At 71.8% G+C, this 26,991-nt stretch carries 29 protein-coding genes; 23 read left to right on the top strand and 6 right to left on the bottom strand.

From position 1 onward, the window contains the following. Positions 1-106: 106 nt before the first annotated feature. The 15 genes from sufD (at position 107) to ACNNMR_RS08675 (ending at position 12,609) form a co-directional block, all read left to right on the top strand. Positions 107-1,285, top strand: coding sequence for a Fe-S cluster assembly protein SufD (gene sufD, locus ACNNMR_RS08745; protein WP_419993962.1), 1,179 nt, complete (start codon positions 107-109; stop codon positions 1,283-1,285). Then, positions 1,282-1,608, top strand: coding sequence for a non-heme iron oxygenase ferredoxin subunit (locus tag ACNNMR_RS08740; protein WP_419993961.1), 327 nt, complete (start codon positions 1,282-1,284; stop codon positions 1,606-1,608). The genes sufD and ACNNMR_RS08740 overlap by 4 nt, the downstream gene beginning before the upstream one ends. Positions 1,609-1,614: 6 nt before the next feature. Continuing rightward, complete coding sequence (gene sufC / locus ACNNMR_RS08735) at positions 1,615-2,379, top strand: Fe-S cluster assembly ATPase SufC (protein ID WP_419993960.1); 765 nt, start codon at positions 1,615-1,617, stop codon at positions 2,377-2,379. Beyond that, positions 2,376-3,638: a cysteine desulfurase gene (locus ACNNMR_RS08730; protein ID WP_419993959.1), complete on the top strand. Its 1,263-nt coding sequence runs from the start codon at positions 2,376-2,378 to the stop codon at positions 3,636-3,638. Before sufC ends, ACNNMR_RS08730 begins: the two co-directional genes overlap by 4 nt. A gap of 11 nt (positions 3,639-3,649) precedes the next feature. Then, the gene (gene sufU / locus ACNNMR_RS08725; RefSeq protein ID WP_419993958.1) at positions 3,650-4,102 is read left to right on the top strand and encodes a Fe-S cluster assembly sulfur transfer protein SufU; all 453 of its coding nucleotides are present in this window, start codon (positions 3,650-3,652) and stop codon (positions 4,100-4,102) included. Continuing rightward, on the top strand, positions 4,099-4,437 hold the full coding sequence (locus ACNNMR_RS08720; RefSeq protein WP_419993957.1) for a metal-sulfur cluster assembly factor: 339 nt from the start codon (positions 4,099-4,101) through the stop codon (positions 4,435-4,437). The genes sufU and ACNNMR_RS08720 overlap by 4 nt, the downstream gene beginning before the upstream one ends. Continuing rightward, positions 4,371-6,029: an SRPBCC domain-containing protein gene (locus ACNNMR_RS08715; RefSeq protein WP_420000298.1), complete on the top strand. Its 1,659-nt coding sequence runs from the start codon at positions 4,371-4,373 to the stop codon at positions 6,027-6,029. Before ACNNMR_RS08720 ends, ACNNMR_RS08715 begins: the two co-directional genes overlap by 67 nt. Beyond that, complete coding sequence (locus ACNNMR_RS08710; RefSeq protein ID WP_419993956.1) at positions 6,026-6,226, top strand: hypothetical protein; 201 nt, start codon at positions 6,026-6,028, stop codon at positions 6,224-6,226. Before ACNNMR_RS08715 ends, ACNNMR_RS08710 begins: the two co-directional genes overlap by 4 nt. Next, positions 6,223-6,918, top strand: coding sequence for a hypothetical protein (locus tag ACNNMR_RS08705; RefSeq protein WP_419993955.1), 696 nt, complete (start codon positions 6,223-6,225; stop codon positions 6,916-6,918). Before ACNNMR_RS08710 ends, ACNNMR_RS08705 begins: the two co-directional genes overlap by 4 nt. 11 nt (positions 6,919-6,929) lie before the next feature. Beyond that, positions 6,930-7,301, top strand: a complete 372-nt coding sequence (locus ACNNMR_RS08700; protein WP_419993954.1) for a VOC family protein — start codon at positions 6,930-6,932, stop codon at positions 7,299-7,301. A 169-nt stretch (positions 7,302-7,470) separates the two neighbouring features. Then, positions 7,471-9,021, top strand: coding sequence for a hypothetical protein (locus ACNNMR_RS08695; protein WP_420000663.1), 1,551 nt, complete (start codon positions 7,471-7,473; stop codon positions 9,019-9,021). A 16-nt stretch (positions 9,022-9,037) separates the two neighbouring features. Next, positions 9,038-10,315 (top strand): MFS transporter, encoded by a 1,278-nt coding sequence (locus ACNNMR_RS08690; RefSeq protein ID WP_420000297.1) that lies wholly within the window; start codon positions 9,038-9,040, stop codon positions 10,313-10,315. A gap of 40 nt (positions 10,316-10,355) precedes the next feature. Then, positions 10,356-10,676, top strand: coding sequence for a DMT family transporter (locus ACNNMR_RS08685; RefSeq protein ID WP_419993953.1), 321 nt, complete (start codon positions 10,356-10,358; stop codon positions 10,674-10,676). Between the two features lie 73 nt (positions 10,677-10,749). After that, positions 10,750-11,742 (top strand): 2,3,4,5-tetrahydropyridine-2,6-dicarboxylate N-succinyltransferase, encoded by a 993-nt coding sequence (dapD, locus tag ACNNMR_RS08680; protein ID WP_419993952.1) that lies wholly within the window; start codon positions 10,750-10,752, stop codon positions 11,740-11,742. Positions 11,743-11,787: 45 nt separating this feature from the next. Continuing rightward, on the top strand, positions 11,788-12,609 hold the full coding sequence (locus tag ACNNMR_RS08675; RefSeq protein ID WP_419993951.1) for an EI24 domain-containing protein: 822 nt from the start codon (positions 11,788-11,790) through the stop codon (positions 12,607-12,609). A 324-nt stretch (positions 12,610-12,933) separates the two neighbouring features. Here ACNNMR_RS08675 and dapA read toward each other — a convergent pair whose 3' ends face one another. Both dapA and ACNNMR_RS08665 read right to left on the bottom strand, forming a co-directional pair. Next, the gene (dapA, locus tag ACNNMR_RS08670; protein ID WP_419993950.1) at positions 12,934-13,848 is read right to left on the bottom strand and encodes a 4-hydroxy-tetrahydrodipicolinate synthase; all 915 of its coding nucleotides are present in this window, start codon (positions 13,846-13,848) and stop codon (positions 12,934-12,936) included. A gap of 82 nt (positions 13,849-13,930) precedes the next feature. Next, a complete protein-coding gene (locus tag ACNNMR_RS08665) occupies positions 13,931-15,754 on the bottom strand; it encodes an endonuclease/exonuclease/phosphatase family protein (protein ID WP_419993949.1) in 1,824 nt (607 codons plus the stop codon). A gap of 208 nt (positions 15,755-15,962) precedes the next feature. Here ACNNMR_RS08665 and ACNNMR_RS08660 point away from each other — a divergent pair, with 208 nt between their 5' ends. The 4 genes from ACNNMR_RS08660 to ACNNMR_RS08645 all read left to right on the top strand — a co-directional run bounded on the left by ACNNMR_RS08660 (position 15,963) and on the right by ACNNMR_RS08645 (position 19,990). Further along, a complete protein-coding gene (locus ACNNMR_RS08660) occupies positions 15,963-16,520 on the top strand; it encodes a SigE family RNA polymerase sigma factor (protein WP_419993948.1) in 558 nt (185 codons plus the stop codon). After that, positions 16,517-17,881, top strand: a complete 1,365-nt coding sequence (locus ACNNMR_RS08655) for a PQQ-binding-like beta-propeller repeat protein (RefSeq protein WP_419993947.1) — start codon at positions 16,517-16,519, stop codon at positions 17,879-17,881. Before ACNNMR_RS08660 ends, ACNNMR_RS08655 begins: the two co-directional genes overlap by 4 nt. Before the next feature lie 127 nt (positions 17,882-18,008). After that, on the top strand, positions 18,009-19,490 hold the full coding sequence (locus tag ACNNMR_RS08650) for a hypothetical protein (RefSeq protein WP_419993946.1): 1,482 nt from the start codon (positions 18,009-18,011) through the stop codon (positions 19,488-19,490). A gap of 38 nt (positions 19,491-19,528) precedes the next feature. Next, positions 19,529-19,990, top strand: a complete 462-nt coding sequence (locus tag ACNNMR_RS08645) for an SRPBCC family protein (RefSeq protein ID WP_419993945.1) — start codon at positions 19,529-19,531, stop codon at positions 19,988-19,990. Between the two features lie 16 nt (positions 19,991-20,006). Here the strand turns inward: ACNNMR_RS08645 and ACNNMR_RS08640 are convergent, their stop codons facing one another. Beyond that, positions 20,007-20,456, bottom strand: coding sequence for a hypothetical protein (locus tag ACNNMR_RS08640; protein ID WP_419993944.1), 450 nt, complete (start codon positions 20,454-20,456; stop codon positions 20,007-20,009). A gap of 20 nt (positions 20,457-20,476) precedes the next feature. Next, a complete protein-coding gene (locus tag ACNNMR_RS08635) occupies positions 20,477-21,631 on the bottom strand; it encodes a hypothetical protein (protein WP_419993943.1) in 1,155 nt (384 codons plus the stop codon). Between the two features lie 389 nt (positions 21,632-22,020). On the opposite strand from ACNNMR_RS08635, the gene ACNNMR_RS08630 reads away from it, so the two are divergent. After that, entirely contained in the window at positions 22,021-23,496 is a 1,476-nt protein-coding gene (locus tag ACNNMR_RS08630) for an alkaline phosphatase PhoX (protein WP_419993942.1), read from the top strand. A 43-nt stretch (positions 23,497-23,539) separates the two neighbouring features. After that, the gene (locus tag ACNNMR_RS08625) at positions 23,540-23,929 is read left to right on the top strand and encodes a (deoxy)nucleoside triphosphate pyrophosphohydrolase (RefSeq protein ID WP_419993941.1); all 390 of its coding nucleotides are present in this window, start codon (positions 23,540-23,542) and stop codon (positions 23,927-23,929) included. Positions 23,930-23,936: 7 nt separating this feature from the next. Here ACNNMR_RS08625 and ACNNMR_RS08620 read toward each other — a convergent pair whose 3' ends face one another. Beyond that, positions 23,937-24,311, bottom strand: coding sequence for a response regulator transcription factor (locus ACNNMR_RS08620; protein ID WP_419993940.1), 375 nt, complete (start codon positions 24,309-24,311; stop codon positions 23,937-23,939). 155 nt (positions 24,312-24,466) lie between these two features. Then, a complete protein-coding gene (locus ACNNMR_RS08615) occupies positions 24,467-25,363 on the bottom strand; it encodes an SGNH/GDSL hydrolase family protein (protein ID WP_419993939.1) in 897 nt (298 codons plus the stop codon). A gap of 98 nt (positions 25,364-25,461) precedes the next feature. Between ACNNMR_RS08615 and ACNNMR_RS08610 the strand changes: the two genes are divergently transcribed. Together ACNNMR_RS08610 and ACNNMR_RS08605 are read left to right on the top strand one after the other, a co-directional pair. Continuing rightward, positions 25,462-26,700 (top strand): PucR family transcriptional regulator, encoded by a 1,239-nt coding sequence (locus ACNNMR_RS08610; protein ID WP_419993938.1) that lies wholly within the window; start codon positions 25,462-25,464, stop codon positions 26,698-26,700. A 61-nt stretch (positions 26,701-26,761) separates the two neighbouring features. Next, positions 26,762-26,974, top strand: coding sequence for a hypothetical protein (locus ACNNMR_RS08605; protein ID WP_419993937.1), 213 nt, complete (start codon positions 26,762-26,764; stop codon positions 26,972-26,974). The last annotated feature ends 17 nt before the right edge of the window (positions 26,975-26,991 follow it).

The following is a 26,991-nucleotide window of genomic DNA, read 5'->3' as shown; positions in this document are numbered from 1 at the left end:
GGGCGAGCCCCCGACACCCCTATGGAGCCCCGAAGGGCTGGGCGGGAATCCACCGGATTCCCGCCCGGAGCCCGGCAGAACGCAGGAAGCGAGTACGACGACAGCCATGGCTGACCAGACCATCCCGGCAGGTGCCACCACCTCCGGATCCCTCGCGGTGGCGGCGGAGTCCACCGTTGCCACTCGAATGAGTGCACCGCCCTCGTTCGACGTGGCGGACTTCCCCGTGCCGCACGGCCGCGAGGAGGAGTGGCGGTTCACGCCGCTGGAGCGCCTCAAGGGCCTCCACGACGGCACCGCCACCGCCGACGGCTCCATCAAGGCCCAGGTGGATGCCCCCGACGGCGTCACCGTCGAGCAGGTCGGCCGGGACGACGCCCGGGTCGGCAAGGCGGGCACGCCTGTCGACCGGGTCGCCGCCCAGGCTTACTCGGCCTTCGAGAAGGCCACCGTCATCTCCGTCCCGAAGGACGCGGTCCTCAAGGACCCGGTCCGGCTGCACCTGCACGGCGAGGGCGGCACCACCTTCGGGCACACCGTCTTCGAGATCGGCGCCTTCGCCGAGGTCGTCCTCGTCGTCGACCACACCGGCGACGGCGCCCGCGCCGCCAATGTCGACTTCCTCATCGGCGACGGCGCGAAGGTCACCTTCGTCTCCGTCCAGGACTGGGACGACACGGCCGTCCACTGCTCCCAGCACAATGCGCTGGTCGGCCGCGACGCCACCTTCAAGTCCGTCGTCGTCACCTTCGGCGGCGACGTGGTCCGGCTGCACCCCCGGGTGCACTACGCGGGCCCCGGCGGCGAGGCCGAGCTCTACGGCCTGTACTTCACCGACGCGGGCCAGCACCAGGAGCACCGCCTCCTCGTCGACCACGATGCCCCGCACTGCCGCTCCAATGTCGCCTACAAGGGCGCGCTGCAGGGCCAGGACGCGCACGCCGTCTGGATCGGCGACGTGCTCATCCAGAAGCAGGCCGAGGGCACCGACACGTACGAGCTGAACCGCAACCTCGTCCTCACCGACGGCGCCCGGGTCGACTCGGTCCCCAACCTGGAGATCGAGACCGGCGAGATCGTCGGCGCCGGCCACGCCTCGGCCACCGGCCGCTTCGAGGACGACCAGCTCTTCTACCTGATGGCGCGCGGCATCCCGGCCGACGAGGCCCGCCGCCTGGTCGTCCGCGGCTTCTTCGCCGAGCTGGTGCAGAAGATCGGCATCGACGACATCGAGGAGCGCCTGATCGCCAAGATCGAGGCGGAGCTGGAGGCGTCGGTCGCATGACGGAAGCCACCTTCGTACGCGCCTGCGGGCTGGCAGAGCTGGAGGACGACACCCCGAAACGGGTGGAGCTCGACGGCACGCCGGTCTCGGTCGTCCGTACCGAGGGCGAGGTCTTCGCGATCTACGACATCTGCTCGCACGCGAACGTCTCGCTCTCCGAGGGCGAGGTGGAGGACTGCCAGATCGAATGCTGGCTGCACGGCTCCACCTTCGACCTGCGTACGGGAAAGCCCTCCGGGCTGCCCGCCACGCGCCCCGTCCCCGTATACCCCGTAAAGATCGATGGGGACGATGTGCTCGTCTCCCTCACCCAGGAGTCCTGAAGCACAATGGCAACGCTTGAAATCCGCGACCTGCACGTCTCCGTCGAGGCCGACGGCGCCAAGAAGCCGATCCTCAAGGGCGTCGACCTGACCGTCAAGCAGGGCGAGACCCACGCGATCATGGGCCCGAACGGCTCCGGCAAGTCGACCCTCGCGTACTCGATCGCCGGCCACCCGAAGTACGAGATCACCGGCGGCACCGTCACCCTCGACGGCGAGGACGTCCTCGAGATGTCCGTCGACGAGCGCGCCCGCGCCGGCCTCTTCCTCGCCATGCAGTACCCGGTCGAGGTCCCCGGCGTCACGGTCTCCAACTTCCTGCGCACCTCCGCCACCGCCATCCGCGGCGAGGCCCCCAAGCTGCGTACGTGGGTGAAGGAGGTCAAGGAGGCCATGGAGCGCCTCAACATGGACCCGTCCTTCGCCGAGCGCTCGGTCAACGAGGGCTTCTCCGGCGGCGAGAAGAAGCGCCACGAGATCCTCCAGCTGGAGCTCCTCAAGCCGAAGATGGCGATCCTCGACGAGACCGACTCCGGCCTCGACGTCGACGCGCTGCGCATCGTCTCCGAGGGCGTCAACCGGGTCCGCGAGTCCGGCGAGGTCGGCACCCTGCTGATCACGCACTACACCCGCATCCTGCGCTACATCAAGCCCGACTACGTGCACGTCTTCGCCGACGGCCGCATCGCCGAGTCCGGCGGCGCGGAGCTGGCGGACAAGCTCGAGGAAGAGGGCTACGCGGCTTACGTGAAGGGTGGTTCTTCCGAGTGACACTGCAGCCGGGGGGCGGCCTCCTCGACACCGATCTGATCCGCAAGGACTTCCCGATCCTGGACCGCGAGGTCCACGACGGGAAGAAGGTGGTGTACCTGGACAACGCGGCGACCTCGCAGAAGCCGCGCCAGGTCCTGGACGCCATGAACGCGTACTACGAGGCGTCGAACGCCAACGTGCACCGCGGCGTTCACGTCCTCGCCGAGGAGGCCACGGCGCTGTACGAGGGAGCCCGCGACAAGGTCGCGGACTTCATCAACGCGCCGAGCCGCGACGAGGTGATCTTCACCAAGAACGCCTCGGAGTCGCTCAACCTGGTCGCCAACATGCTCGGCTGGGCCGACGAGCCCTACCGGGTCGACTCGGACACCGAGATCGTCATCACGGAGATGGAGCACCACTCCAACATCGTCCCGTGGCAGCTGCTGGCGCAGCGCACGGGCGCGAAGCTGAAGTGGTTCGGCCTGACGGATGAGGGCCGGCTGGACCTGTCGAATATCGACGAGATCATCACGGAGAAGACCAAGGTCGTCTCCTTCGTGCTGGTCTCCAACATCCTCGGCACGGTCAACCCGGTCGAGCAGATCGTCCGCCGCGCCCAGGAGGTCGGCGCGCTGGTCGTCATCGACGCCTCGCAGGCGGCGCCGCACGCGGTGCTGGACGTACAGGCGCTGGAGGCCGACTTCGTGGCCTTCACCGGCCACAAGATGTGCGGCCCGACGGGCATCGGCGTGCTGTGGGGCCGGCTGGAGCTCCTGGAGGACCTCCCGCCCTTCCTCGGCGGCGGCGAGATGATCGAGACGGTGTCGATGCACTCCTCGACGTACGCCCCGGCGCCGCACAAATTCGAGGCGGGCACGCCCCCGATCGCCGAGGCCGTCGGCCTCGGCGCCGCGGTGGACTACCTGTCCTCGATCGGCATGGACAAGATCGCCGCGCACGAGCACGCGATCACGGAGTACGCGGTCAAGCGGCTGCAGGAGATCCCGGACCTCAAGATCATCGGCCCGGTGACCTCCGACGACCGCGGCGCCGCGATCTCCTTCACCCTCGGCGACATCCACCCGCACGACGTCGGGCAGGTCCTGGACGAGCAGGGCATCGCGGTACGGGTCGGCCACCACTGCGCGCGGCCGGTCTGCCTCCGCTATGGAATTCCTGCGACCACGCGAGCGTCGTTCTATCTGTACTCCACGCCGGCCGAGGTCGACGCGCTCGTCGAGGGGCTGGAGTACGTACGGAACTTCTTCGGTTAAGGGATGGACGCGTGAAGCTGGATTCGATGTACCAGGACGTCATCCTGGACCACTACAAGCACCCGCACGGCCGGGGCTTGCGGGACGGTGACGCCGAGGTGCACCACGTGAACCCGACCTGCGGCGACGAGATCACGCTCCGCGTGAAGCTCGACGGCCAGCGGATCGAGGACGTGTCGTACGAGGGCCAGGGCTGCTCCATCAGCCAGGCCAGCGCGTCCGTCCTCAATGACCTGCTGGTCGGCAAGGAACTCGCCGAGGCGCAGCAGATCCAGAGTGTCTTTCTGGAGCTGATGCAGTCGCGGGGCAAGATTGAGCCCGACGACGCCATGGAGGAGGTGCTGGAGGACGCGGTCGCGTTCGCCGGCGTCTCGAAATACCCGGCGCGCGTGAAGTGCGCGCTGCTGTCCTGGATGGCATGGAAGGACGCCACCGCCCAGGCGCTGAAGGAGACCCCCGCATGAGTGACACCGGCACCGTAGAGGCCAAGCCCGCGAGCGAGGACGAGGTCCGCGAGGCGCTGTACGACGTCGTCGACCCCGAGCTGGGCATCGACGTGGTCAACCTCGGCCTGATCTACGGCATCCACATCGACGACGAGAACATCGCGACGCTGGACATGACGCTGACGTCGGCGGCCTGTCCGCTGACCGACGTGATCGAGGACCAGGCGAAGTCCGCGACCGACGGCATCGTGAAGGACCTGAAGATCAACTGGGTCTGGATGCCGCCGTGGGGCCCGGACAAGATCACCGACGAGGGCCGCGAGCAGCTGCGCGCGCTGGGCTTCAACGTGTGAGTTCACCACCGCCGAGCGCGGCCGCATCGGATCAATCCGACCCGGATCCCCTCGTGGTCCGGGTCCTCGATGCGCCGCGCTCGCTCGTCCATGCGGCTTTGACTGATCCCGATCATGTGGCGGCGTGGCTTGCCCCGGAGGGTTTCGAAACCCCGCGTGACACGGTGACCGTCGAGCCGTGGATTGGCGGCCGGTACGACTACTGCCTGGTTCAGGCGGTCGATGGCAGCCGCTTCTGGATGCGCAACCGCATCGCTGAGCTGGCCGTGCCGCGGCTGCTCGTGCTCACGTCCGAACCGATGCCCGCGCACGGGGTGCCGGAGCCCATCACGACCCGTATCGCCCTGGACGACATCGACGGCGGCGGGCGTAGCCGGACACAGCTGACCCTCACCCGTGGGCACGCCGGCGGCGGACAGAAGCTCCGGGAGGAGGTTTTCCTTGCGGATGCGGCGGTCCACGTACAGCAGGCCCGCGATGAGGGGCGGGAAGAACGTGACGATCACGCTCCCCACGAAGCTGGCGATGAGGAGGAGCAGGGTCAGGGGGATCCAGACGGCGGCGGCGTCGTCGGTGGCCGCGCCGGCGATGCTGCCGACGATCTGCAGGGGTGTCGCGAGGATGTAGGACGCCGACTGCGCGATGAGGCCCGCCAGCAGCAGGAAGCCGAAGGTGCGCCACCAGGAGCCGCGGACCAGGGTCGCAGAGCGGCGCAGGGACGTCGCCGGGCCCTGGTGTTCGATGACCGCGACGGCCGGGGCGAGTGCGAAGCGCACCCAGAGCCAGGCCAGTGCGGCCGCCAGGCCCAGCGCCACCAGGACGGAGAGCGCGACGGCTCCGGCGATCGCGCCGCCGCCTCCGTCGTGGAGGGCGATCCACGTCGGCGTCAGGATGGCGGCCGCGGCGATGAAGGGGATCAGTGCCAGCAGGCCGGTCAGGAACATCACCCCGACGACCGACCAGGCCCGGGAGCGGGCCCGGCGCCAGGCCTCGCCCAGGGTGAGACGGCGGCCGACCACTGCTTCTTCGAGGGTGGCGTAGGCCAGCGCGGACTGGGCGCCCGCGAAGAACAGCGAGACGAGGAAGAGGATCAGCCCGGCGCCGCCCAGGACGAGGACCACCGATGTGATGTCCGCGCCGGAGGCGTCCCGGTTGTTGTCGTGGTCGAAGACGTTGCCGAAGGCGTCGGCCGCGGTCAGCCAGCCGATGAGCGCGAGGATGCCGGTCAGGAGGATGGTCAGGCCGAAGAGGGCGCCGGCCACGGCGGCGTACGAGCGCCAGCAGCGGGCGAAGGTGGCGAAGGCGCCGCCGAAGACGTCACCGAAGCCGAGGCCCTGCGGGTTGAGGCGGATGACGCCGGGCTTCGGGGGGAGGGGCGGGAGCGGGGCGTACGGGCCGGGGGCGTAGGGGCCGCCGTAGCCGTAAGGAGGTGGCCACTGGCCTGGCTGGCCGTCCTGTGGGCCCCAGCCCGGGTACTGCGTCATCGTTCGCTCCTGTGTTCCCGTCCCCGATTGATTTCCGGGACACCCTACCTGGCACCCCTCTGTGCCGGTATGCCCTCTTGGCGAAACGTCCCAGGTGAGCCACCATGAGGAATCCGAACCGAGACAGCCAGGACCGTCACGTACGGAGGACCGTCATGAAGCTCGGCAAGGCAGTAGCCACTGGTATCGCGGAAGAGCAGCAGATCGTCATCGCGGACGAGCAGGAGAGCGCGGCGCCCGTCGCCGAGGAGCGTACGGAGACGGCAGCCGAGGCTCCGGTCGAAGCGCCCGCCGCCGCCCGATGAAGCTGCGGCTGCCCGAGGAGCGTCCGGCGCAGCCGCCCATCGGCTACAAGATCGCGTACCCGCTGCTGTCCCAGGACGGCGGCGGTGCCGCGTTCCTGGGGGTGTCCCTCGGCGGCGGCCGGCCCTACGGGGTGCTCGCTGACGCCCGCTGCGCCTACGGGCGGCGGCATGCGTCGCCGTCGCGGCGCTGCGACTGCGGGTTCCACTGCCTGAGCTCGCGGGCGGAAGCCGCGGGGCTGACGGCGACCGCTGAGCATCGGAGCGCCGTGCTGCTGCAGGTCAGCGTGCTCGGGCGGTACATCCGCTTCGAGCGCGGGCTGCGCTATGCGCGGCAGCGGGTGCGTACGGCGACGGTCGGGCCGTGCCGCTGCGGGCGGCCCGCGGCCGTGCTCGCCGATGCGGGGTGGGGGCGGCCGGGGTGGCTGGCGGTGGAGCCGGCGTGTGTGGGGTGTGCGGGGGCGCGGACCGCCGTTGCGCCGGCGGAGTTCGCGCGGCTGGGTGGGGAAGGGCTGCGGGTGCGGTTCGCGGAGGGGGCGGGGGCGGCACGCTCCGGGGGCGGCGTCTCGGGCGGCAGCGGTGTCTCCGACGGCAGCAGCGTCGTGGAGCTTGCGGCCGAGGCCGCGCTGCTTCAGGCTCGCCTGGATCACTTCCAGACCGAGCTGGCCAAGCTCACCGGCGAGCCGCCGAGTTAAGGCAGAAGCACATGCCCCTGCAGCTGCACCACATCGTCATCGACACGCACGACCTGCCGCGGCTCGCCCGCTTCTGGGCCGAGGTGCTGCGCTGGCGGATTCTGTCCGTACGGGAGCGGGAGATCGTCGTCGGGCCGTACGAGGATGCGCCCACCGGCCTCTGCTTCATGCCCGTAAGCGATCCGAAACGGGTGAAGAACCGGCTGCATCTCGACCTGACCACCACCGCCGAGGATCGCGACGCCGAGATCGAGCGGGTCATCGGGCTCGGGGCGCGGCGGGTGGATGTCGGGCAGACCGGGGAGGAGTCGTGGGTCGTGCTGGCGGATCCGGAGGGGAATGAATTCTGCGTCGTACGGCCTAAGCGGACGCTGATCGCGTGACAAGAGCGGTGTTCGAATTGCTGAGGGCGGTGACAATCTTCGCCTAAGGGTGATGAGAGTTCCAAGTAACCCATTGATCTGCATAGTTGCCGGAAGTACGTTCCGCTGCGCCAGTGCGATGTGCGACGTAGTCGCAAAGTCGTCGCAAAGAAGCGGTGCCGGAGGGAACGTGACCGACAACGAGCAGCAGGAGCCCCGGCCATTCCATACCGAACTGCCTCCCGAGGAGCCCCTGTCGGGTGCCTCTGGTGCCTCGGGCGATCCGGCGCAGGTGCCGGCGTTTCCGGCACACGTAGGCATCCCCGCGAACGCGCTGGCGGCCTACCGGCACGCTGAGGCGAGCCTGATGGTGACGTATCCCGAGAGCCGGATCGGGTGGCAGCTCCTGGCCGGGATGGGGATGGTGGCGTCCGAGCACGCGCGGGGCGGGGCGCTCGACGAGGCCGGGACGATGGCCGCCGGCGCGGCCGGTCCGGAGCGGGGGGTCGGGCCGATGGGGTTCGATCCGTCGGTGTGGGCGCTTTGGGGGATCCGGGCGGCGCGCATTCCCTCCGGGGGCCGCGACGGGGTCGGCGAGGGTGCGGGCGGTGCGGGGGCCGTCGGGGATCCGATGAATATCTACGACGCGGCGCTGTCGGCCGGGCTGTGCCTGTGCGCGGGTGGGGGCGATCTGCGGGATGAGGCTACGGCGCGGGGTGCGCTGGAGGGCTTTGACGCTGCGGAGGGGTATGCGGATGCGGTGATCGCCTGGACCGAGTCGTATGCGCTGGAGGGGTCGGCGACTTCGGCCGTGGTGGAGGCGGATGCGCTGGGGTGGACTGGGGCGGCGACGGCCGGAGTTGCGAGTGGGGGCGGGGGACCGTACGAGGAGGTGGACGAAGCGGCGGAGCTCATCGACGCCGTTTCGGCGGCTGCTTGGGTGGGACAGCTGGCGGAGGCCGAATATGCGGCCGAGCCAAACCCGCGCCCCGACGCCGACCCCGACCCCGACCCCGACTCCGCCCCCGCCGACCGCGACACCGCCCTCCTCCCCGCCGTACTCGCGGAATTCGTCCCGCCGGAGCAGGCCAAGGCCGCCATGGCCGCCGCCACCCCCGCGCTCGATCCGCACGAGCAGCCCGGGGCTGAGCGGTGGGTCATCCGGGCCGCGGTCGGTGTCGTGCTGGCGGCCAGCGTGGCCTTCGGGGTTCTCGCGGTGCAGGGGCCCGATGGGCCATCGCAGGCGCATCAGGATCAGGCGGATTCCGGGGAGGGGGTGCAGACATTCTCCGGCGCTCCGTCCGGCGGGGGGTCGGCGGAGCCCACCGCACCGAGTAGCAGCGCCGCGGGCGAGAAGAAGAAGGAGTCGTCGCCCGATCACGACGCCGGCAAGGCCGAGAGCGACAAGCAGCCTGCCACCCAGCAGGCCGCGGGCGGCGACGGCGCCCGGCCGCAGGGCGGGGAGGACGCGGGCTCGGACGGCGGCTCAGCCGGGGGCTCGACGGGCGGCGGCTCGACCGGTGGAGGTTCCACCGGCGGCGATTCCACCGGCGGTGGATCCGACGGCTCCGGAGGCACCAGCGGCGGCGGCTCCGGCGGTGACGGCGGCTCGGGCGGCTCAAGCTCCGGCGGCTCCAGTTCCGGCGGCGGAGGCGCCCCCGCGCCCAGCCCCTCGCCCTCCCGGAAGCTCCCCGGCACCGACTACTACGACTGGACGATCTGGGTCCCCGGCATGCACTGATCAAACGCCGTCTGTCATAGTCCGTTCCGCACCAGGACTCGGAACGGACTATGGGCGGGGGTCTTTCGAGAGCATGCTGCGCACGCTGCGGAATGTGCCGAAGACGGTCTGGCTGCTGGCGGGTTCGACCTTTCTCCAGCATCTCGTCTCCTTCACCTTCATCTACTTCTTCGTCTATCTCACCGACGCCCGCGACCTCCCCGTCGCCCAGGCCGGCGTGCTCAGCGGCATCGGCGGCGCGGGCATGGTGGCCGGGAACTTCACCGGCGGCTGGTTCGGCGACCGCTTCGGGCACCGGCGGACGCTGATCGCGGGGGCGGCGGTCACCGGGCTCGCGTATCTCAGCCTGCCGGTGCTGCCGTTGGCGCTGTTGTACGTAGCGCTGCCGCTTGGCCAATACGCGGGCGGCACCATGCGCGCGGCGAGCGCCGCGCTGGTCGCGGTCGTGGTGCCCGAGGGCGAGCGGCGGCAGGCCTTCGCGGTGTGGCGGCTGGCGGCCAACGCCGGTGTCACGGTCGGCCCGCCGGTCGGCGCGCTGCTCATCGCGTACGTGTCGTACGACTGGCTCTTCGCCGCCGAAGGCGCCGCGGTGCTGGTCGTCGCGGCGTATCTGGCGCGGGTGCTGCCGGCCGAGGGGCGGCGCCGGGCCCGTAACGCGGACTCCGGCGGCCCAAAGCCCGGCGTGTGGGCGGCACTTCGCGCCCGCCCCCGGGTGCTGCTCCTGCTCGCGGCGATTCTGGTTACGGACACGGTCTACCGGCAGCAGTACTCCACCCTCCCCGTCGACCTCGGCAAACACGGCCTCGACACCCACGTCTACGGCTGGCTGATCGCGATCAACGGCGGGGTGATCCTGCTGCTCGAACTCCCCGCGACGCTGGCGCTGCGCAAGCGCGAGCCGCTGCGGATCATCGGCGGCGGGCTGCTGCTGGTCGGGGCGGGGTATGCGGTGCTCGCCGCCGGGGTGGTGCTCGGCACGGCGATCGGGATGATGCTGCTGCTGACGGCTGGGGAGATCCTGTACAAGACCCCGGCGACGGCGTACGTGGCGGATCAGGCGCCGGAGGGGCTGCAGGGGCGGTTCCAGAGCCTGTATGCGGGGGTGTCGGTGAGCGGCGTGGTGCTGGCGCCGCCGTTGGGGGGCGGGTTGTACGAGGCGGCGCCCGGGGTGCTGTGGGAGGTGTGCGCGGGGCTGGCCGCGGTCGCGGGGGTTGTGGTGCTGGTGGCGGGGCGGCGGCTCGGTGACGGTGTCGAGTCGGTGCCGGCGGCGGCGAGGAAGCCGGTTCTGGACTGATCGGCCCCTGGCGGCGACCCCGGCTGCGTACGCTCGGGACATGATCTATCTGACCCTGAGCGGCGCGATTCTGGCGGAGGTTTTGGGCACCACCTCGATGAAGTACAGCGACGGGTTCAGCAGACTGTGGCCGTCGCTCGGCACGGCGCTCGGCTATGCCGTGTCCTTCTGGCTGCTGGCGCAGACGCTGAAGACGCTCGAGGTGGGGACGGTGTACGCGATCTGGTCGGGCGCGGGCACGGCGGTGATCGCGGCGATCGGGATGCTGTTCCTGGGGGAGTCGGCGACGGCGGCGAAGTTCCTCGGGATCGGGCTGGTCATCGCGGGGGTGGCGGTGCTCAACCTGGCCGGGGCGCACTAGGGGCCGGCATTGCGACGCCCGCAGTCCGAGACCGGTTCGCTCTTCGACCCCCCGTCCGGTTAGGTTCAGGGGCGTGACTGCTACGAACGACACCCTCACCACCACCGGCGCCGTCGCCGCAGGCCTGGCCACCGTCGCCGCGGACGGCACCGTCCTGGACACCTGGTTCCCGGCCCCCGAGCTGGTCGACGCGCCCGGCCCCGCCGGCACCGAGCGGCTGGAGGCCGAGCGCGCCGCCGAGCTGCTCGGCGCGGCCGCGCCCAAGGCCGTCGGCCCGGACCCGCGCCGCGGCGTGGAGATCGTCGCCGTCCGTACCGTGATCTCCTCGCTCGCCGAGAAGCCGGCCGACGCCCACGACGTCTACCTGCGCCTGCACCTGCTCTCGCACCGCCTGGTGCAGCCGCACGGCCTGAACCTGGACGGGCAGTTCGGCCTGCTGGCCAATGTCGCCTGGACCAGCCTCGGCCCGGTCCCGGTCGACAAGCTGGAGGAGGTCCGGCTGAACGCCCGCGCCGACGGCCTGCACCTCACCGTGAACAGCGTGGACAAGTTCCCGCGGCTGACCGACTACGTGGCCCCCGCCGGCGTCCGCATCGGCGACGCCTCCCGCGTCCGCCTGGGTGCGCACCTCGCCGCGGGCACCACGGTCATGCACGAGGGCTTCGTGAACTTCAACGCCGGCACCCTCGGCACCTCGATGGTCGAGGGCCGCATCTCCGCGGGCGTCGTCGTCGGCGACGGCTCGGACATCGGCGGCGGCGCCTCCACCATGGGCACGCTGTCCGGCGGCGGCACCGAGCGGGTGCGGATCGGCGAGCGCTCGCTGGTCGGCGCCGAGGCCGGCGTCGGCATCGCGCTCGGCAACGACTGCGTCGTCGAGGCGGGCCTGTACCTGACCGCCGGCACGAAGGTCACCATGCCCGACGGCCAGGTCGTCAAGGCCCGCGAGCTGTCCGGCGCCGACAACATCCTCTACCGCCGCAATTCGGTCACCGGCGCCGTCCAGGCCGTCCCGAACAACGCCGAATGGGGCGGCCTCAACGACGTCCTGCACAGCCACAACTGATCCGCGCCGCTCCCGCCTGCCCCGCGCCCCGCTAGGGTGCGGGGCATGCGTGATTTCAGGGCCGGGCTCTCATATCTCGGCAAGGGGCAGCGGTGGATGGCGCGGCACGGGCGGTGGTACGGGTTCGGGCTGCTGCCCGGGCTGGTGGCGTTCGTGCTGTTCGTGGCGGCGCTTGTCACGCTCGGAGTCTTCGCCGATGACATCGCCGCCTGGGCCACGCCCTTCGCCGACGGCTGGTCCGAGACCTGGCGCGGCGTGCTGCGCGGGCTGTTCATGGCGCTGCTGCTGGTCGGCGGCATCGCGCTGGCCGTGCTCAGCTTCACCGCGGTCACGCTGCTGATCGGTGAGCCGTTCTACGAGAAGCTGTCGGAGCAGGTCGACGCCTCGGAGGGCGGGGCGCCCGACGACCAGCCGCGGGCGGGTCTGTGGCGGGAGCTGTGGATCTCCGCCAAGGAGAGCCTCTACGTCCTCTCCCGCGCCCTGATGTTCACCATCCCCCTCTTCTTCCTCGGCTTCATCCCCGTCATCGGCCAGACCGTCATCCCCGCCATCGGCTTCGCCGTCTCCGGCTTCTTCCTGGCCGTCGAACTCACCTCCGTCGCCATGCAGCGCCGCGGCATCGCCGTACGTGAGCGCCTCGCCCTCCTCCGCGGCCGCAAGATGCTGGCCCTGGGCTTCGGCGTCCCCCTGGTCCTGCTCTTCCTCATCCCGCTGGTCGCCGTCTTCGTCATGCCGGGCGCGGTCGCCGGCGCGACCCTTCTCGTACGGGACGTGCTCGCCGCCCGCGAGGCGGAGCAGCGGCCCCAGCCCGCGCCGCCGCACCCGCAGCAGGCTGGCCCGTACAGCCTCCGGAAACCCGACGCATAGTGGCGCGCCCCCGCGAGCGTCTTCCTGGATAGCACCGGTGCTTACCAACGGAGTCCAGATCCAGCATTCTGCTCAAGCTTGCGCTCCTGCTCAGCGGCGGTGACCGCGCCGCGGCGGAGGACCTGCTGCAGAACGGGGTGACTTCGCGGAGCGGGGCGAGAAGACCGGCTCGTCGCTGCTCGACCCGGAGACGGGGAAGGCCGTGAAGACCGTCCCGGGGCAGCAGCTGCTCGCCTGGGTCGGCGACGACCAAGGAGACCACCATCCCGCTGACCGGCTCCCGCGGCCGGAACGACGCCGCCCCCGGCCGCTGGACCCCGGTCTTCACGCAGCGGCCCTGACCAGCTCCGCGCCCGGCGCGGACCGCCGCAGCTGCTCCAGCAGCGCGGCGGTCTGCGCCGCGTCCGCGTCCTTGAGGGGGCCGCGTACGGGGCCTGCGGGGAGGCCCTGGGTGCGGAGCAGGGCCTTTGCCATGACCGTGCCTACGCCCGCCGACATCACCGCATCAACCAGCGGGGCGAGGGCCTGATGGCGGTGGGCGGCCTCGGTTGTGTCGCCGGCGTCGAAGGCGTCGAGGATGCCGATGACCTCGCGGGGAGCCACGTTGGCGACCGTGCTGATGAAGCCCACGGCGCCGATGGCGCGGAGGGGGAGGTTGTTCTCCTCGCTGCCGGAGTAGTAGGCGAGGTTCGTGGCGGCCAGGACGCGTGCCGACTTCAGGGGGTCGTACGCGCAGTCCTTCACTCCCAGGATGCGGGGGTGTTCGGCCAGCCGGAGCAGCGTGTCGTACGACAGCGCCGTGCCGGTGCCCGTGCGGCCCGGGATGTCGTACAGGAGCACCGGCAGGTCGGTGGCGTCCGCGACCGTGCGCAGGTGGTCGGTGATCGCGTCCTGGGTGGGGCGGGAGTAGTACGGGGTGACGACGATGAGGCCGTGGGCGCCGGCGGCCGCGGCCTGGCGGGCGAGTTCCACTGAGTGGCGGGTGTCGTTGGTGCCGACTCCCGCGGTGACGACGGCCCTTGAGCCGACGGCCGCCACCACGGCCCGTACCAGCTCCGCCTTCTCGGCATCCGTGGTGGTCGGCGCCTCGCCGGTGGTCCCGCTCAGGACCAGGGCGTCGCAGCCCGCGGAGACCAGGTGGTCCGCGAGCCGCGACGCCCCGTCGAGGTCGAGCGAGCCGTCGGCGTGGAACGGCGTGATCATTGCGGCGGCCGTCCGGCCGAAGGGGGTGAGGGTCATGTGGCACAGTGTCAGACTGTGCCTTTGCGAAGGTCTACTTAGTTCTTCTACTTCACACTTCGCAGTTCTTCTACACGGTTCCTCACGGCTCGAAGCGCAGCACGCCCGGGTCGTGGTCGCTGTCCTGGTCGTGGAATTCGGCGTTGATGTGCACCACGTCGTAGGCGAAGTCCGCGATCGTCGGGCTGACCAGGATCTGGTCGAGGATCTGCGAGTTGCCCTGGTAGACGTACGAATAGCGCTCGGCGCGCGGCAGGTCGTACGCCGCCGGGCGCAGCGCCCGGTCCGCGGTGAGTGCCTTCGTCGTCGCCGAGAATTCAAAGTCGTTGATGTCGCCGAGCACCACCGTGCGGGCGGACTTCTGCTTGCTGCGGATGTCCTTCACGAAGGCGTTGACCAGGGTCGCCTGCGCGGCCCGCCTGGTCTCCGACGAGCGCTTCGGCGGCTGCGTCGCCGCGGTCAGGCTCTGGTCGCCGCCCTTGGAGGAGAAGTGGTTGGCGATGACGAAAACGGTGCGGCCGCGGAAGACGAACTCCCCCGCAAGCGGCTTGCGGCTGTCCGCCCACGCCTCGTCCGCCGGGGCGATGCGGCCCGGGGAGTGGGTCAGCGCCGCGCGGCCCTTCACCTTTGTCACCGCCGTCGGAGTGGTGGCGTCGCCCGGCGCGCGGTCGGTGAAGGAGACCCGGTCCGGGTTGAAGAGGAAGGCCTGGCGGATGTTGCCGCCGGGCTCGCCGCCGTCCTTCTTGTCGGCCGGGTCGATCTGCCGCCACGCGTAGCGCGGGCCGCCGGCGGCCACGATGGCGTCGGTGAGCTTCGTCAGCGTTTGAGACGCCGAGACGGTGCCGTCGTCCTTCGCGCCGTTGTCGTCCTGGACCTCCTCCAGGGCGATGACGTCGGGATTCCGGAGATTGTCGACTATGGCCGCGGCGAGGCGGTCGAACTTCGTCTGCGGGTCGGTCGGGTCGAGGTTCTCGACGTTGTACGTGGCGACGGCGAGCTGGTCGCGGTCCTGCTTGCGGGTCTTCTCGCGCTCCAGGCCGCGGTCCTCGACCTCGACGGGGGTGCGGGAGGCGAGGGTGTAGCCGCCGAACTGGTTGTAGTCGAGGGGGCCTTCGGTGGTGCCCGTGACGATGTCGCCGGTGTTCGCCTTCGGGAAGGGGTGCTCGGCGATCGGGACCAGCTGCTGGATCTGGAGCCGGCCGCCGTTCTGCGAGGTGTACGAGCCGTAGCGGGTGCCGCCGCGGCGGGTGGGGTTCTCGTCCGGCTTCACGGTGGCCCACAGCTCCTTGAAGGCGTCCGTGGGGCCCACGACGCGGGCGTCCGCCACGGCGACGTTCATGCCTTCGAGGGACTCGTAGCGGTCCAGGGCGTAGGCGTCCGGCCGCAGCGGGAGGGAGTTGAGGTCGCCGTCGGCGGTGTAGGCGTCGGGTATCTCGTCGGCGGTCAGGTGCTCGGGCGCGGGTATCTCCTCGCCCGCGGCGACCGGGGTCACCGTGGCCCTGGTGAGCTGGGTGAGGGACTGGTTGCCGGAGGAGGCGCCGCCGGGGACGAACTCCGTGACGGTGCCGGAGACCCGTATCGAATCGCCGGGCTTGACCGTCGGGGTCGTACTGCCCGTGAAGACGAACACGCCCTCGCTGGTGGCCGCTTCGCCGTCGCCGTCCGGGTCCTGGAACCAGAAGCCGCGCGCGGACCCGTACCCGCGCACGCCGGTGACGACGCCCGGCACGTCCGCGACCGACTGGCCGGCGAGCGGGGACTGGCGGCCCGGGCCCTGGATGTCGTGGATGCGGATCTCCGCGGCGGAGGCGGAGGGGAGGGCGACCACGAGGCCGGCGGTGAGCGCCGTGGCGGTGGCGGCGGCCAGGGTGAGGGTGCGGCGGGACAGGGGTGGGCGGTTGCGCACGGTGGGCCTCCGGCGGCGAAGGGACGGTGAAACGGGCGGTGACAAGGCCGTACGGTCTACGCGCGTCAATCTCTTCTCTGCCGCCACGGATTGTCAAGGTGCCGACAGGGGCCCGGACATGAAGATTCGGAAAACTGCCCGAACGCGGCAGGCATAGATTGCCGTCACCCCCCGCGTCCTTGACGGCGTGAGGGAACGGGAGGGACCCATGGACCTACAGGACAGCGAGAGTTACCGGGACTTCGTCGATGCCCGGTGGTCCGCCCTGCTGCGCCTGGCGAACCTGCTCACCGGCGGCGATCTGCACGAGGCGGAGGACCTGGTGCAGATCGCGCTGATGAAGGCGCTCGGCCGCTGGCGGCACATCGACGACCCGGAGGCATATGTACGCAAGGTCATGTACCGGCACCAGGTCAGCCGCTGGCGGCTGCGCCGCCCGCTGCGCGAGCCGACGTTCGCCGCGCCGCCGAGGGATGCCGGCGTCGCCGACGGCACCGGCGCCGCCGACCTGCGGATCGCCGTACGGCAGGCGCTCGCGCGGCTGACGCCGCGGCAGCGGACGGTGCTGGTGCTGCGCTACTTCGAGGACCTGTCGGAGAGCGAGGTCGCCGCCACCCTCGGCTGCTCCATCGGCACCGTACGCAGCACCACCCACCGGTCGCTGGCCAGGCTGCGGGCGCTCGCGCCCGAGCTCGGCGGCGGCGATCCGGTGACCCCCGCACCCGAAGCATCATTCGGCAACACCCCGAAGGGAGCCCGCGCATGACCACCGACCAGCTGGACGACGCCGTCCGCGATGCCCTGAAGAGCTGGCACCCCGACGGCCCGCCCGGGCCCGCGGGCGCCGTCGAGCGCATCGTCCGCCGACGGCGGCGCCGGAACGCGGCCCGGGCGCTGGGCATGGCCCTCGCCCTCACCGGCCTCGGCGTCGGTACGGTGCTGGCCACCGGCCCCGGCGGCGGCCGCACGCAGCCGCCCGCGAAGCCGAGCACCGAGGGCGGCGTGCTGTGGCGCACGGCGCTGCCCGGCAATGCCTGGGACGCCTGCGCGATCGGTCCGCGGGCCGTCTACTGCCAGGGGGACGCATACGACGCCTACGCCGTGGACCCCGCCACCGGAAAGCTCGCGTGGACGCGGAAGGCCAAGGTCGCGGACGGCGGCGGCTCGCCCGCCGCGGTGCTGCCGGGGGTACGCGACGGGGTGCTGTACACCTTCGCCGATCACGCCCCGGGGAGCAGCCGCGCCGGCACCGACCTGGTCGCCGTCGACGTCGGCAGCCACAAGGAGCTGTGGCGGCAGGAGCTCGCCGACGAGCACCGCGACCGCATCTCCGCCGTGCTGTTCGGCGACAAGGTGCTCGCCAACACCCCGAGCTTCAAGAGCGTCAAGGCGCTGGACGGCAAGACCGGCCGGGTGCTGTGGTCGCACCGCTGGAAGCAGGCCGACTGCGACCGCGCGGTGATCGGCGACGTGCCGTATCTGACCTGCTCGCCGTCCGGCGACAAGGCGCCGCAGCGCAGCAGCGTCGTGCGGCTGGACCCGAAGACGGGCGCGGCGGAGACGGTCGCGACGTTCGCCGGTAAGTCCGTACGCGTCGGCGTGGACGGGGATACGGTCCTGCTCGCCGCGGCGGCCAACGGGAAGGACATCGGCAAGAAGGGCCGCTTCGACCTGGTGCGCGTCAATACGGGCACGGGTGACGTGTCGCGGCACAAGGCCGACGGCATCACCATGGGCCCGGTCGCGGACGGCGTCCTGGTGGGTTCGAGTGGAGCGGGCCGGGCGGTGGCGTACGACGCCGGGACCGGCAAGCGGATGTGGCAGCGGCAGCTCGGCTTCACGCTGCGCGCCGAGGACACCGGCGACCCCACGACCAGGGAGCTGGCCTCCGACCCCGTCATCGACATCGGCCGGCGGGTGGCGTACTACCTCGGCCCGGACGGGAAGCTGGCGGGCCTCGACCTGGACAGCGGGGCGGTGCGGTGGCGGGGCACGGTGAAGCTGCCCAAGACGCCTGTCCAGGAGGGAATCGCGCCCGAGTTGATGCTTGACGGGCACGAGCTGGTCGGGCAGGTCGGCGGCACGCTGTTCCGGGTCAAGCCGGTGCCGGCGCAGGCCGGTTCGTAACCGGGGAGGGGGAAGCCGCGCGGGGCCCGGTGGGGGAGCCCGGGTCCCGCGCGCGGCCGGCGGGGGTGCCGGCCCACTCGGCTACGCTTGGGCAGCGCCCGATTCGTCCAGGTCCGATGGAGCCGTGATGCCCGCTCAGTCCCCCTCCCTTCCGCCGGTGCAGCTGCCCGACGAGGCGGAGCTCGCGCGGGCGGCGCTGTCCGCGCCGCTGTTCGCCCATGCCGTGGTGCTGGCGCGGTGGTCGGGGTCGCAGACCCGGGTCGGCGCCGGCGGCGAGCTGCTCGACGACGACCTGCGGGCGGCGGCGAAGCAGCTCGGCCTCGGCGAGGACGAGGAGGATCTGGCGCGCGCGGACGACGCGTGGCGGATCGCCGTGGATACGGGCCTGGTGGAGGTCGAGCCGGTCGACGAGGCCGGGGAGGAGGGGGACGCCGAGGGCGAGGCCGAGGACACCGGCTCCTCCGGGACCGTCACCCACGGCGAGGAGCTCGCGCTCGTCGGCAAGGGCTCCCCGCAGGACATCCTCGGGCTGTGGCTGACGGCCTGCGAGTCGGTGCTGTCGGACGCCGCGGCGCCCGACCTCAGCGGCCTGGTCGAGCAGCTCGGCGAGGGCGGCGAGCTCGACCTGGACGAGCTCGACTGGGACCCGGACGCCGACGCCGACTTCCTCGACGGCGCGCTCGCCAACCTGTACTTCCTCACCGCCATGGAGAGCGGCGACGGCGCGGTGCCACTGCCCGCGCTCGCGGCGTCCATGGTCGTACCGGAAGAGATGGACGAGCCGACGGACGACGTGCTGCAGGAGGTCTCCGAGGCGATGATGCGCCTGGACGACCAGTTCCGGCTGCTGGAGCAGACCGGGCTGGTCGACTACCGGCCGGTGGACGAGGCGCTGATCGAGGCGGCCGGCGACGATGCCGCGGCCGAGGTGGCGTCCGACGAGGACGAGGACGTCAGTCGGTACGGGGTGGTGCGGCTGACGCCGCTCGGCGTGTACGGGCTGCGCGAGCGCATGATCGACGACGGGGTGGACGCGCCGCTCGTCGGCGACCTCGCGGACAAGGGCGCGGACGCGCTGCTGGAGGCGCTGCCCGAGTACGCGGACGCGGCCGCCCGCAGCGAGGCCACGGCCTGGCTCGCCGACCGCGACGAGGTGGCGGCCGCCCGCGACCTGCTTGCCGCCGCCCGTGGCGACGACGCCCGCGGCCCGCGCCGCCGCCTCGCCTGCCAGCAGGTCCTCTCCATGCTCGGCCCGGCGGCCGAGCCCGCCCTGCGTGAGGTGCTCGACGACCGCCACCTCGGCGGCCTGGCCCGGGTCTGGCTCACCGAGCGCGACGCCGCGGACGTGCCGCCCCCGGCCGAGGACACGGTCTACTGGCTGACCGTCGACACCATCGCCGCCCAGCTCGGCGGCCCGTACGACGACTCGGCCGAGCTCCGCGACCTGGTCGAGGGCCTGGTCGGCCAGAACGCCGCCTTCTTCGACACCATCTGGCGCACCGACCACCCGGCCACCCCGGACGTACTGGAGGCCATGGGCCGCCTGCACCCGGACCGCCAGGTGGCGAAGGAGGCCAGGAAGGCGGCCTTCAAGGCGCGCTCGCGCTGACGCTGTCACAAACGAGCGGCTGGAGTTGTCTCTGGGGCATGCAGACCATCACCGTTGAACGCACCGTCCCCGCCCCCATCGAGCAGGTCTTCGAGTGGTGCACCGTCACCCGCAACTGGCAGCGCTCGGGCTGGGTGCTGCGCAACCGGCTCGTCCGGGCCGGGGCCGGCGACCCGTGGGGCGAGGGGGCCGTGCGCACCCACCTGTGGACCGTCGGCTTCTTCCGCGAGCGGGTGACCGCGCACCACCCGCCGAACGCCCACCACTACGTCGTGGAGCGGAGCTTCCCGCCCGCGCGCCACGAGGGCGGCACGATGACCTTCGCCGAGGTGCCGGAGGGCACCCGGGTGACGTGGACGACGACCGTGGAGATCAAGCTGCCGGTGGCGGCCGGGCTCGCCACCAGGGTCGTCGCACGGCCGCTGCTCGGCCTGGTCTTCGGCCGGATTCTGCGGGCGTGCGCGGGCGGCCTGGCTGATCGGCAGGCCGCCCGCTATTGACCCTGCGCGGGTCAGCTCAGCACTCGTACCGCGTCGTGTGCTTGAACGACGACGAGGCGCCGTCGAAGCCGTACGTGCCGCGGTACGCCGGCGGGTTCTGGAACTCGCCGACCACCGTGATCGTGTTGGCGCAGGAGCCCTGCCCGGCGCGCTTGGCGTCGAGGCGGAGCTGCTCGCCGATGAAGCCACCCGTGATGTCCCAGGGGGCGCCGCAGATGCCGGAGGTGATCTGGCCTCCGGTGATCACGTGCGGGTAGGTGTTGGGGTTGTACTTGACCGTCATGTCGAAGGTCACCGCGCCGTTGTGCAGCGTCAGCTTCGCCTCGGTGGCGAGGGCTTCGGTGTCGGTCTCGCGGGGGGCGGCGAAGGCCTCGTCGCGGGTCTTTACCTCTTGCCCCTGCGGGTTGTAGAAGCGGTGCTCGGCGCTGCGCGCCTGCCCCTTCTTCCGCTGTGCGGCCTGTGTCATGGTGCGTAACCCCCTTCGGGTCAGGCCAGTTGCTCGGCGATCTCGACGCGCAGCAGCGCGCGGACGTTCTCCAGGTGGTTCAGCACCGTCACGACCGAGGAGCCGGCGAAGAGCAGGCCGAGCGCCACGTTGTCGAAGGACGACACCAGCGAACCGGAGTCGCCGCCGGCCGAGATGTTCGTGGTGAGGATCTGGTCGCGGAAGCGTGCCGTGCCGGCGGTGCCGTAGTTGACGTCGATCGTGGCGTCCACCGAGACGATCCGGCCGAGGGTGAAGTTCGTCGTCCGGCCGGACTTCTTCACCAGGTCGCCGACGGCCACGTTCGCCTTGCGCCGCCAGGCGCGCGGCGGGCCGCTGAAGTACTGGTCGCGGGTGGCGTCCTGGAAGGACACCGTGCCCAGCGCCGCGTCGACGACGTTGTTGTGCCGCTCCAGCGGGATCTGCGGCGCGAACTGGATGGTGACGAACCGGTCCAGCACGGCGATCCGGTCGGCGGGGTCCACGCCGCCGTCGAACGGGCCCGGCTGCACGATCGGGCTGCCGATCTGCGCCCGGTTGGAGTCGGCGAGCACGTGGTTGTTGCTGAGGATGTAGTACTTCCCCGGCACCCCGAGTCCAGGACCCGGCGGGTCGGTGGTGGCGCCCGGCAGGAAGTCGTAGACCACCGAGCCGAGGGTGCCCGCGGTGATCCGTACGTTCCCGACCGAGAAGCCGGAGGGGCAGGGGCGCAGCTTGCGGGTCAGCAGCTGCGGGCCGGCCTGCTGCAGGCCGGGCAGCTCCTCGAGCAGCGGTGGCGCGAGCTGCTCGGCGATCGAGCCGTCCGCCTGCACCTGCTGGGATTCCTGGGCGCGCTGGCCGGGGATCCGCTGCTGCGCGCGCTGGCGCTGCGCGGAGATGTGGCCGACGGCGAGTACGTCGGTGGGCGTGCCGTCGTCCATCTGACGGGGGATGACATCCCGTTCGGGCAGCATCGACTCCGGGACCTTCTGGGTCACGAAGACGAGCACCGCTTCCTCGCCGGTGGGCTGACCATCGGTCCACTTCACGCCGTGGCCGAACCCGACGACATTCGACATCGGGCTCTGCGGGCGCAGGAAGTCGGAGAGAGCTTGCTGGCGGGCGGAGTCCGGTACCTGGCCGCCGGTGGGTCCTCGCATCATCTCGGGCTGGCTCACGCCAGACCACCTCTTCCTGAATCGCCGGTCCCGCACACGGCATGGGCAAGTGCGCGGCCGTGGGAGACCACGTTCACGAAATGTGTTTTCTGCGTCCGGCCCGGGTCTGAGGGCCGGAGCGGGGGAGTCGGCCGCGGGCCGCGGTCCGCGCGGGTGGCCACATTCGCGCGGCGCTGGCGGCGGCGCCTTCTCCATGGGTGATGCAGGTAGGTAACTGTCTATTGCCGGGCTGCGGGCTGGTCAAGGTGTTCTGCGGTAAATCTTGCTTTTGGCCGATTTGAACGCCTGTTGACCTTGTTTGTGCAAGATTCGTACTTTCAAGTAAAGGCGCGCCGGGATGTCGTGCCCCGTTCAACTCGCGTTTCCCCGGGGGCGGAAGCGTGTGCCGCATGTCGATTTCCCGGAGAAAACTGTTGGAGCGCTCGGCCTATACGGGGGCAGGTGTGGCCCTCGTCGGCACGACCGGCGTGCTGGCCACCGCACCCGGCGCCCTCGGCGGCGAGCCGTCTTCCGGCACGGACGGCGCGGACGGCGCGGATGCGGCGGACGGCAAGGACGGCAAGGGCGGCCACCGGCTCGGCTACGGCCCGCTGCAGCCTGACCCCGACGGCATCCTCGCCCTGCCCGCCGGGTTCAGCTACCGCATCATCACCCGTACGGGCACCACCAAGCTCGAATCCGGCGAGACCACGCCGTCCAACCACGACGGCACCGCCACCTTCGCCGGCACCCGCGGCGCCACCCTCCTGGTCAACAACCACGAGATCGGCGGCCCGCTCGCGGACGCCAAGGCCCCGGTGCCGCACCTCAAGGGCCTTGTCTACGACCCGGCCGCGGCCGGCGGCTGCACGGTGGTCGAGGTCTCCAAGCAGGGCGAGCCGGTCGCCGAATGGGTCGGCATCGCCGGCACCTCCACCAACTGCGCCGGCGGCTCCACCCCTTGGGGCACCTGGCTGACCTGCGAGGAGACCGAGGACAAGGCCGGCTCCAAGGGCATGACCAAGGACCACGGCTACGTCTTCGAGGTCGACCCGCACAGCGCCCGCGCCAACCAGGGCCCGAAGCCCATCAAGGCCTTCGGCCGGTACGCCCACGAGGCCGTCGTCATCGACCCCAAGCGCGGCCACGCCTACCTGACGGAGGACGCCAGCAACCCCAACGGCCTCCTCTACCGCTGGACCCCGCCGAAGGGCTTCGAGCACGGCCGCAAGCAGCTGGCGAAGCTCGCCGACGACGCGGGCAAGCTGCAGGCCGCCAAGTGCTTCGACTCCGGCGGCACGTTCATCGACGACCTCTCCCGGGCCACCAAGATCGGCACCGTCTACGGCGTCGACTGGGCGGACGTCCCCGACCGGGACGCCAAGCAGACCTCGGTCCGCAAGCAGTTCGACACCGGTCAGATCACCCGCGCCCGGAAGCTGGAGGGCATGTGGTGGGGCGACGGCGGCGCGTACATCGTCACCTCCTACGCCCGCGCCGAGGACAGCCCGGTCGCGCACGACGGCCAGGTCTGGTTCTACAGCCCGTCGCGGCGCACGCTGACGCTGAAGGTGCTGCTGAAGGTGAACCCGGACCCGTCGAAGGACGGCGCCTTCGACGGCCCCGACAACATCACCGTCTCCCCGTACGGCGGCCTGATCATCGCCGAGGACGGCGAGGGCATCCAGCACCTCTTCGGCGCGACGGACGACGGGCGGACGTACGCCATCGCCCGTAACGACCTCAACATCGGCACCGAGGAGGAGCCGGAGTTCAGCGAGTTCACCGGCGTCACCTTCTCGCCGGACGGGGACACGCTGTTCGCGAACATCCAGGATCCCGGGATCATGGTCGCCATCACGGGGCGGTGGCGGCGGCAGCGGTAATGCGGCGGTAGTACGGCGCCGCTGATGATCTAGGCTGCCGGCCATGGCTGTTACGGAACAGGTCGTGGTCGGCGGGGCCGTCTTCGACGGCGGGCGGCTGCTGGCCGCCCGCCGCAGCGCGCCGCCCGAGCTGGCCGGGCGCTGGGAGCTGCCCGGCGGCAAGGTCGAGCCGGGCGAGACGGACGCGCAGGCGCTGGTCCGCGAGCTGCGCGAGGAACTCGGCGTGCAGGCGCGACCGGTGCGCCGGCTGCCCGGCGCCTGGCCGCTGCAGCGGCCAGGGTACGTACTCCACGTGTGGACCGCGGAGCTGGTGTCCGGCACGCCCGAGCCGCTGCTCGACCACGACGAGCTGCGGTGGCTGGAGCCGGGGCGGTACGCGGACGTCGACTGGCTGGACGCGGACCGGCCGGCCGTGGCGCTGCTGGGGTCGTGAGCCGAGTTCAGCCGAGGTCCGTACCGGAAGGGCCGCCGAGCAGGACGGAGATGGCGCGGCCGCGGTCGGTGACGCCGAGCTTGAGGTAGATGGCGTGCAGGTGGTTCTTCACCGTGGGTTCCGAGATGGCCAGGGTGCGGGCGATCCGGCGGTTGGTGAGGCCGGCGGACAGCAGCTGCGCCACCTCGCGCTCGCGGGCGGTGAGGCGGGCGAGCAGGGACTGGGCGCTGCCGGGAGCTTCCCGCTGCGCGGGGACGACCGGTTCGGTCTCGGCGAGGAGCTCGGTGAGGCCGTCCACGGTGTCGGCGAGGTCTGCCAGCTGCTCGCCCATCCTGCGCAGCAGGCCGTGCGCGGAGGCGGATTCGCCATGGCTGTGGTGCATGGGAGTTGACTTGCCCTGCGGGTTCGTTCGCACACGTGCGTCAGCAGGATGGCCGGAGCGCGGGGGGCATGCGGGGAGAGCCAGGCGCGGCCCGGGCGGTCGAGGGTGCGCTCCGCCGGGCCGCGCGCTGGGCCGATCGGGTCAGCCCGCGGGGACTAGCCGAGGTGTCCGGCGATGATCCCCGCGTACGCCTCCTCGCCGCGGCGGTTCGGGTGCAGCGGTGCGGCGAGTGCGGTCGGTACGTAACCCTCCAGCCAGCGCTTGGCCGGCGCCGCGCAGGCGTCGTGCCCTGCGCTCGGGGTCTTCACGTCCACGTAGGTCGCGCCGTGCGCCTTCGCCTGGGTGGCGATCACTGCGCTCATCGCGTCCACGCTGCCCTGCAGGAAGTCGGCGTCGGAGTTCAGCACCGGCTGCAGCGGGAAGCAGCCGCCCGGCTTGATGTACGCGCCGTAACCGGTCACCAGCACCTTTGCCTTGGGCGCGCGGGCGTGGATGCCGTCGAGCACGGCGGCGAGCTTCGGGCCCAGCTCGGTGGTCTTGCGCTGCACTTCGGCGGCGAACTCGCCCTTGCACGGGGTGGCGAAGGGGTTCACCGTCATGCAGTCCTGGGCGACGCCGACGAGGCCGACGTCGTTGCCGCCGATGGTGAGCGTGACCAGGGTGGTGTCGGCGGTCAGCGCATCGAACTGCGGCGGCGCCTCGCCCGCGTCGACGCCCGCGAGGGAGAGCTTCTGCGGGTTGGTCATGTCCTTGGTGTCGGCGCCGCTGCAGGTGACGTCGCGGAGCGTGGCCACGCCCAGGCGGGCGGCCAGAGTGTGCGCGTAGTTGTGGGTGGAGCGGCCGCAGGCCAGCGGCCCGGTCGGGCTGGGGATCAGCGGTCCCGAGGCCATCGAGTCGCCGAGGGCCACGTACACCTCGCCGGCGGCCGCGTCGTCGGCGGCGTGGGCCGGGGCGGCGGAGAGGGTGAGGAGGGTGGCGGCGGCCAGTGCGGCGGCGCTGAGCGCGGCGGCTGCTCGGCGGAGCGGGTGGGTGGTCTGCACGGCGGTCTGCATGGCGGCTCCCGGTGCTCGGGAATGTTGTCGCGGACATGATGCAGAGGGATGGAGAGCTGTTTAACTGGTCGGTAACGCAGACTTCTCCGGGGGTGGTTGTGACGCGTGACAAAGCGCCGGCGGACGCAGGGCCCGTGCCGTTACGCGTCGCCGGACGGCCCGCGGGCCCGCGGCTGCGCGCGCTGGTGCCGGCGCTTTCGCGGCGGGTCATGACCCGGTTGCGTACGGAACTCCCGGTCTACGCCCAGCTGCCCGGCGAGGAACTCGACGGCGACATCGCCGACATCGTGCAGCGCACGCTCCGGCTCTTCGCCGATGTCATCGAGCGGCGGCGGCCGCCGGACGACGCGGAGCTGGAGCGGCAGCGGGAGTCGGCGGCGCAGCGGGCCGAGGAGGGGGTGCCGCTGGACGCGATTCTGACGGCGTATCACCTCGGCGCGGCGATGGCGTGGGAGGTCATTGCCGAGGGGGCGGGGGATGGGGATCTGGCGGATCTGCGGGAGCTGTTCGAGCTGACGCTCGACCTGCAGCGGCGGCTGACGTCGGCGGTGAGTGGGGCGTATCTGGCGGCGCGGCAGGTGCTCGACAGCGAGGAGCACGGGGGGCGGCATGCGCTGCTGGCCGCGCTGCTCGCGGGGGATGCCGGGGGTGCGGGGGTACGGGCCGGGGCGCGGCCCGCGGCGCTGTATGCGGTGGTGACGGTGGCGCTCGGGGCGCATCCGGACGAGTGTGAGCGTTCGGCCCGGCCGCGGGCGGTCATTGCGGCGCGGCGGAAGTTACGGCGGCTGCGGTCGGTGCTGGACGCGTATGCCGGGGAGCCCGCGCTGACCGCGCTCGACGAGGAGGGTGGCACGGTGCTGCTGCCCCTTGCCGTCGAGCCGCCGTGGCCGGAGCTGTGTGCGCTGGTGGAGCGGGGCGGGAAGGCGTCCGGGGCGGAGCTGTATGCGGCGGCGGAGGTGGTGCCGCCCGGCGAGGTGCCGGGGGCGGCGGCCCGTACCGCCGAGGTGGTGGCGCTCGTGCGGCGCACCGGGCGGCCGCCGGGGCTCTACCGGCTGGCGGACGTGCTGCTCGACTATCAGCTCACCCGCCCGAGCCCGGCCCTGCCCGAGCTGGCGGCGCTGCTCGCGCCGCTGGAGGGGCGGCCGGAGCTGCTGGCGACGGTGGCGGAGTACGTACGCTGCGGACAGGACCGGCGGGCGGCGGCGGAGGCGCTGCACGTACACCCGAACACGGTGGACTACCGGCTGCGGCGGGTCGCGGCGCTGACCGGGCTTTCGGCGGCCAGTGCGGGGGATCTGGCGGTGCTGCGGGCGGCGCTGGTGGCGCGGCGGGTGTAGGGGGGCGGCGTGCGCTGCTGTCCAGGTCGCGCCGGGCGGCGGTTCGTTGCACCCTGGTGCCATGGCCTGGCACGCGCCGATCATCGTGCATCCGCCGTCGCCGTCCGGCGGGCGGCGGGTGACCGTGCGCGGGCAGATTCTGGGGCTGGCGCAGAGCGACCGGGATCTGGTGGAGTTTCTGCGGCGGGCCGGGCTGGAGGATGCGGACATGGTGCTCGACGATCCGCATCTCGTGGAGTGGCGGGGCGGCAGCCCGCATCAGTGGGCGGCGTGAGCTTTCCCGGCCTTCCT

Source organism: Streptomyces boninensis (assembly GCF_048572725.1).
In the GTDB taxonomy this organism is placed as follows: Bacteria; Actinomycetota; Actinomycetes; order Streptomycetales; family Streptomycetaceae; genus Streptomyces; species Streptomyces boninensis.
Note: the sequence above shows the minus strand (reverse complement) of the source record. Positions and strands in the feature narration are given on the sequence as shown.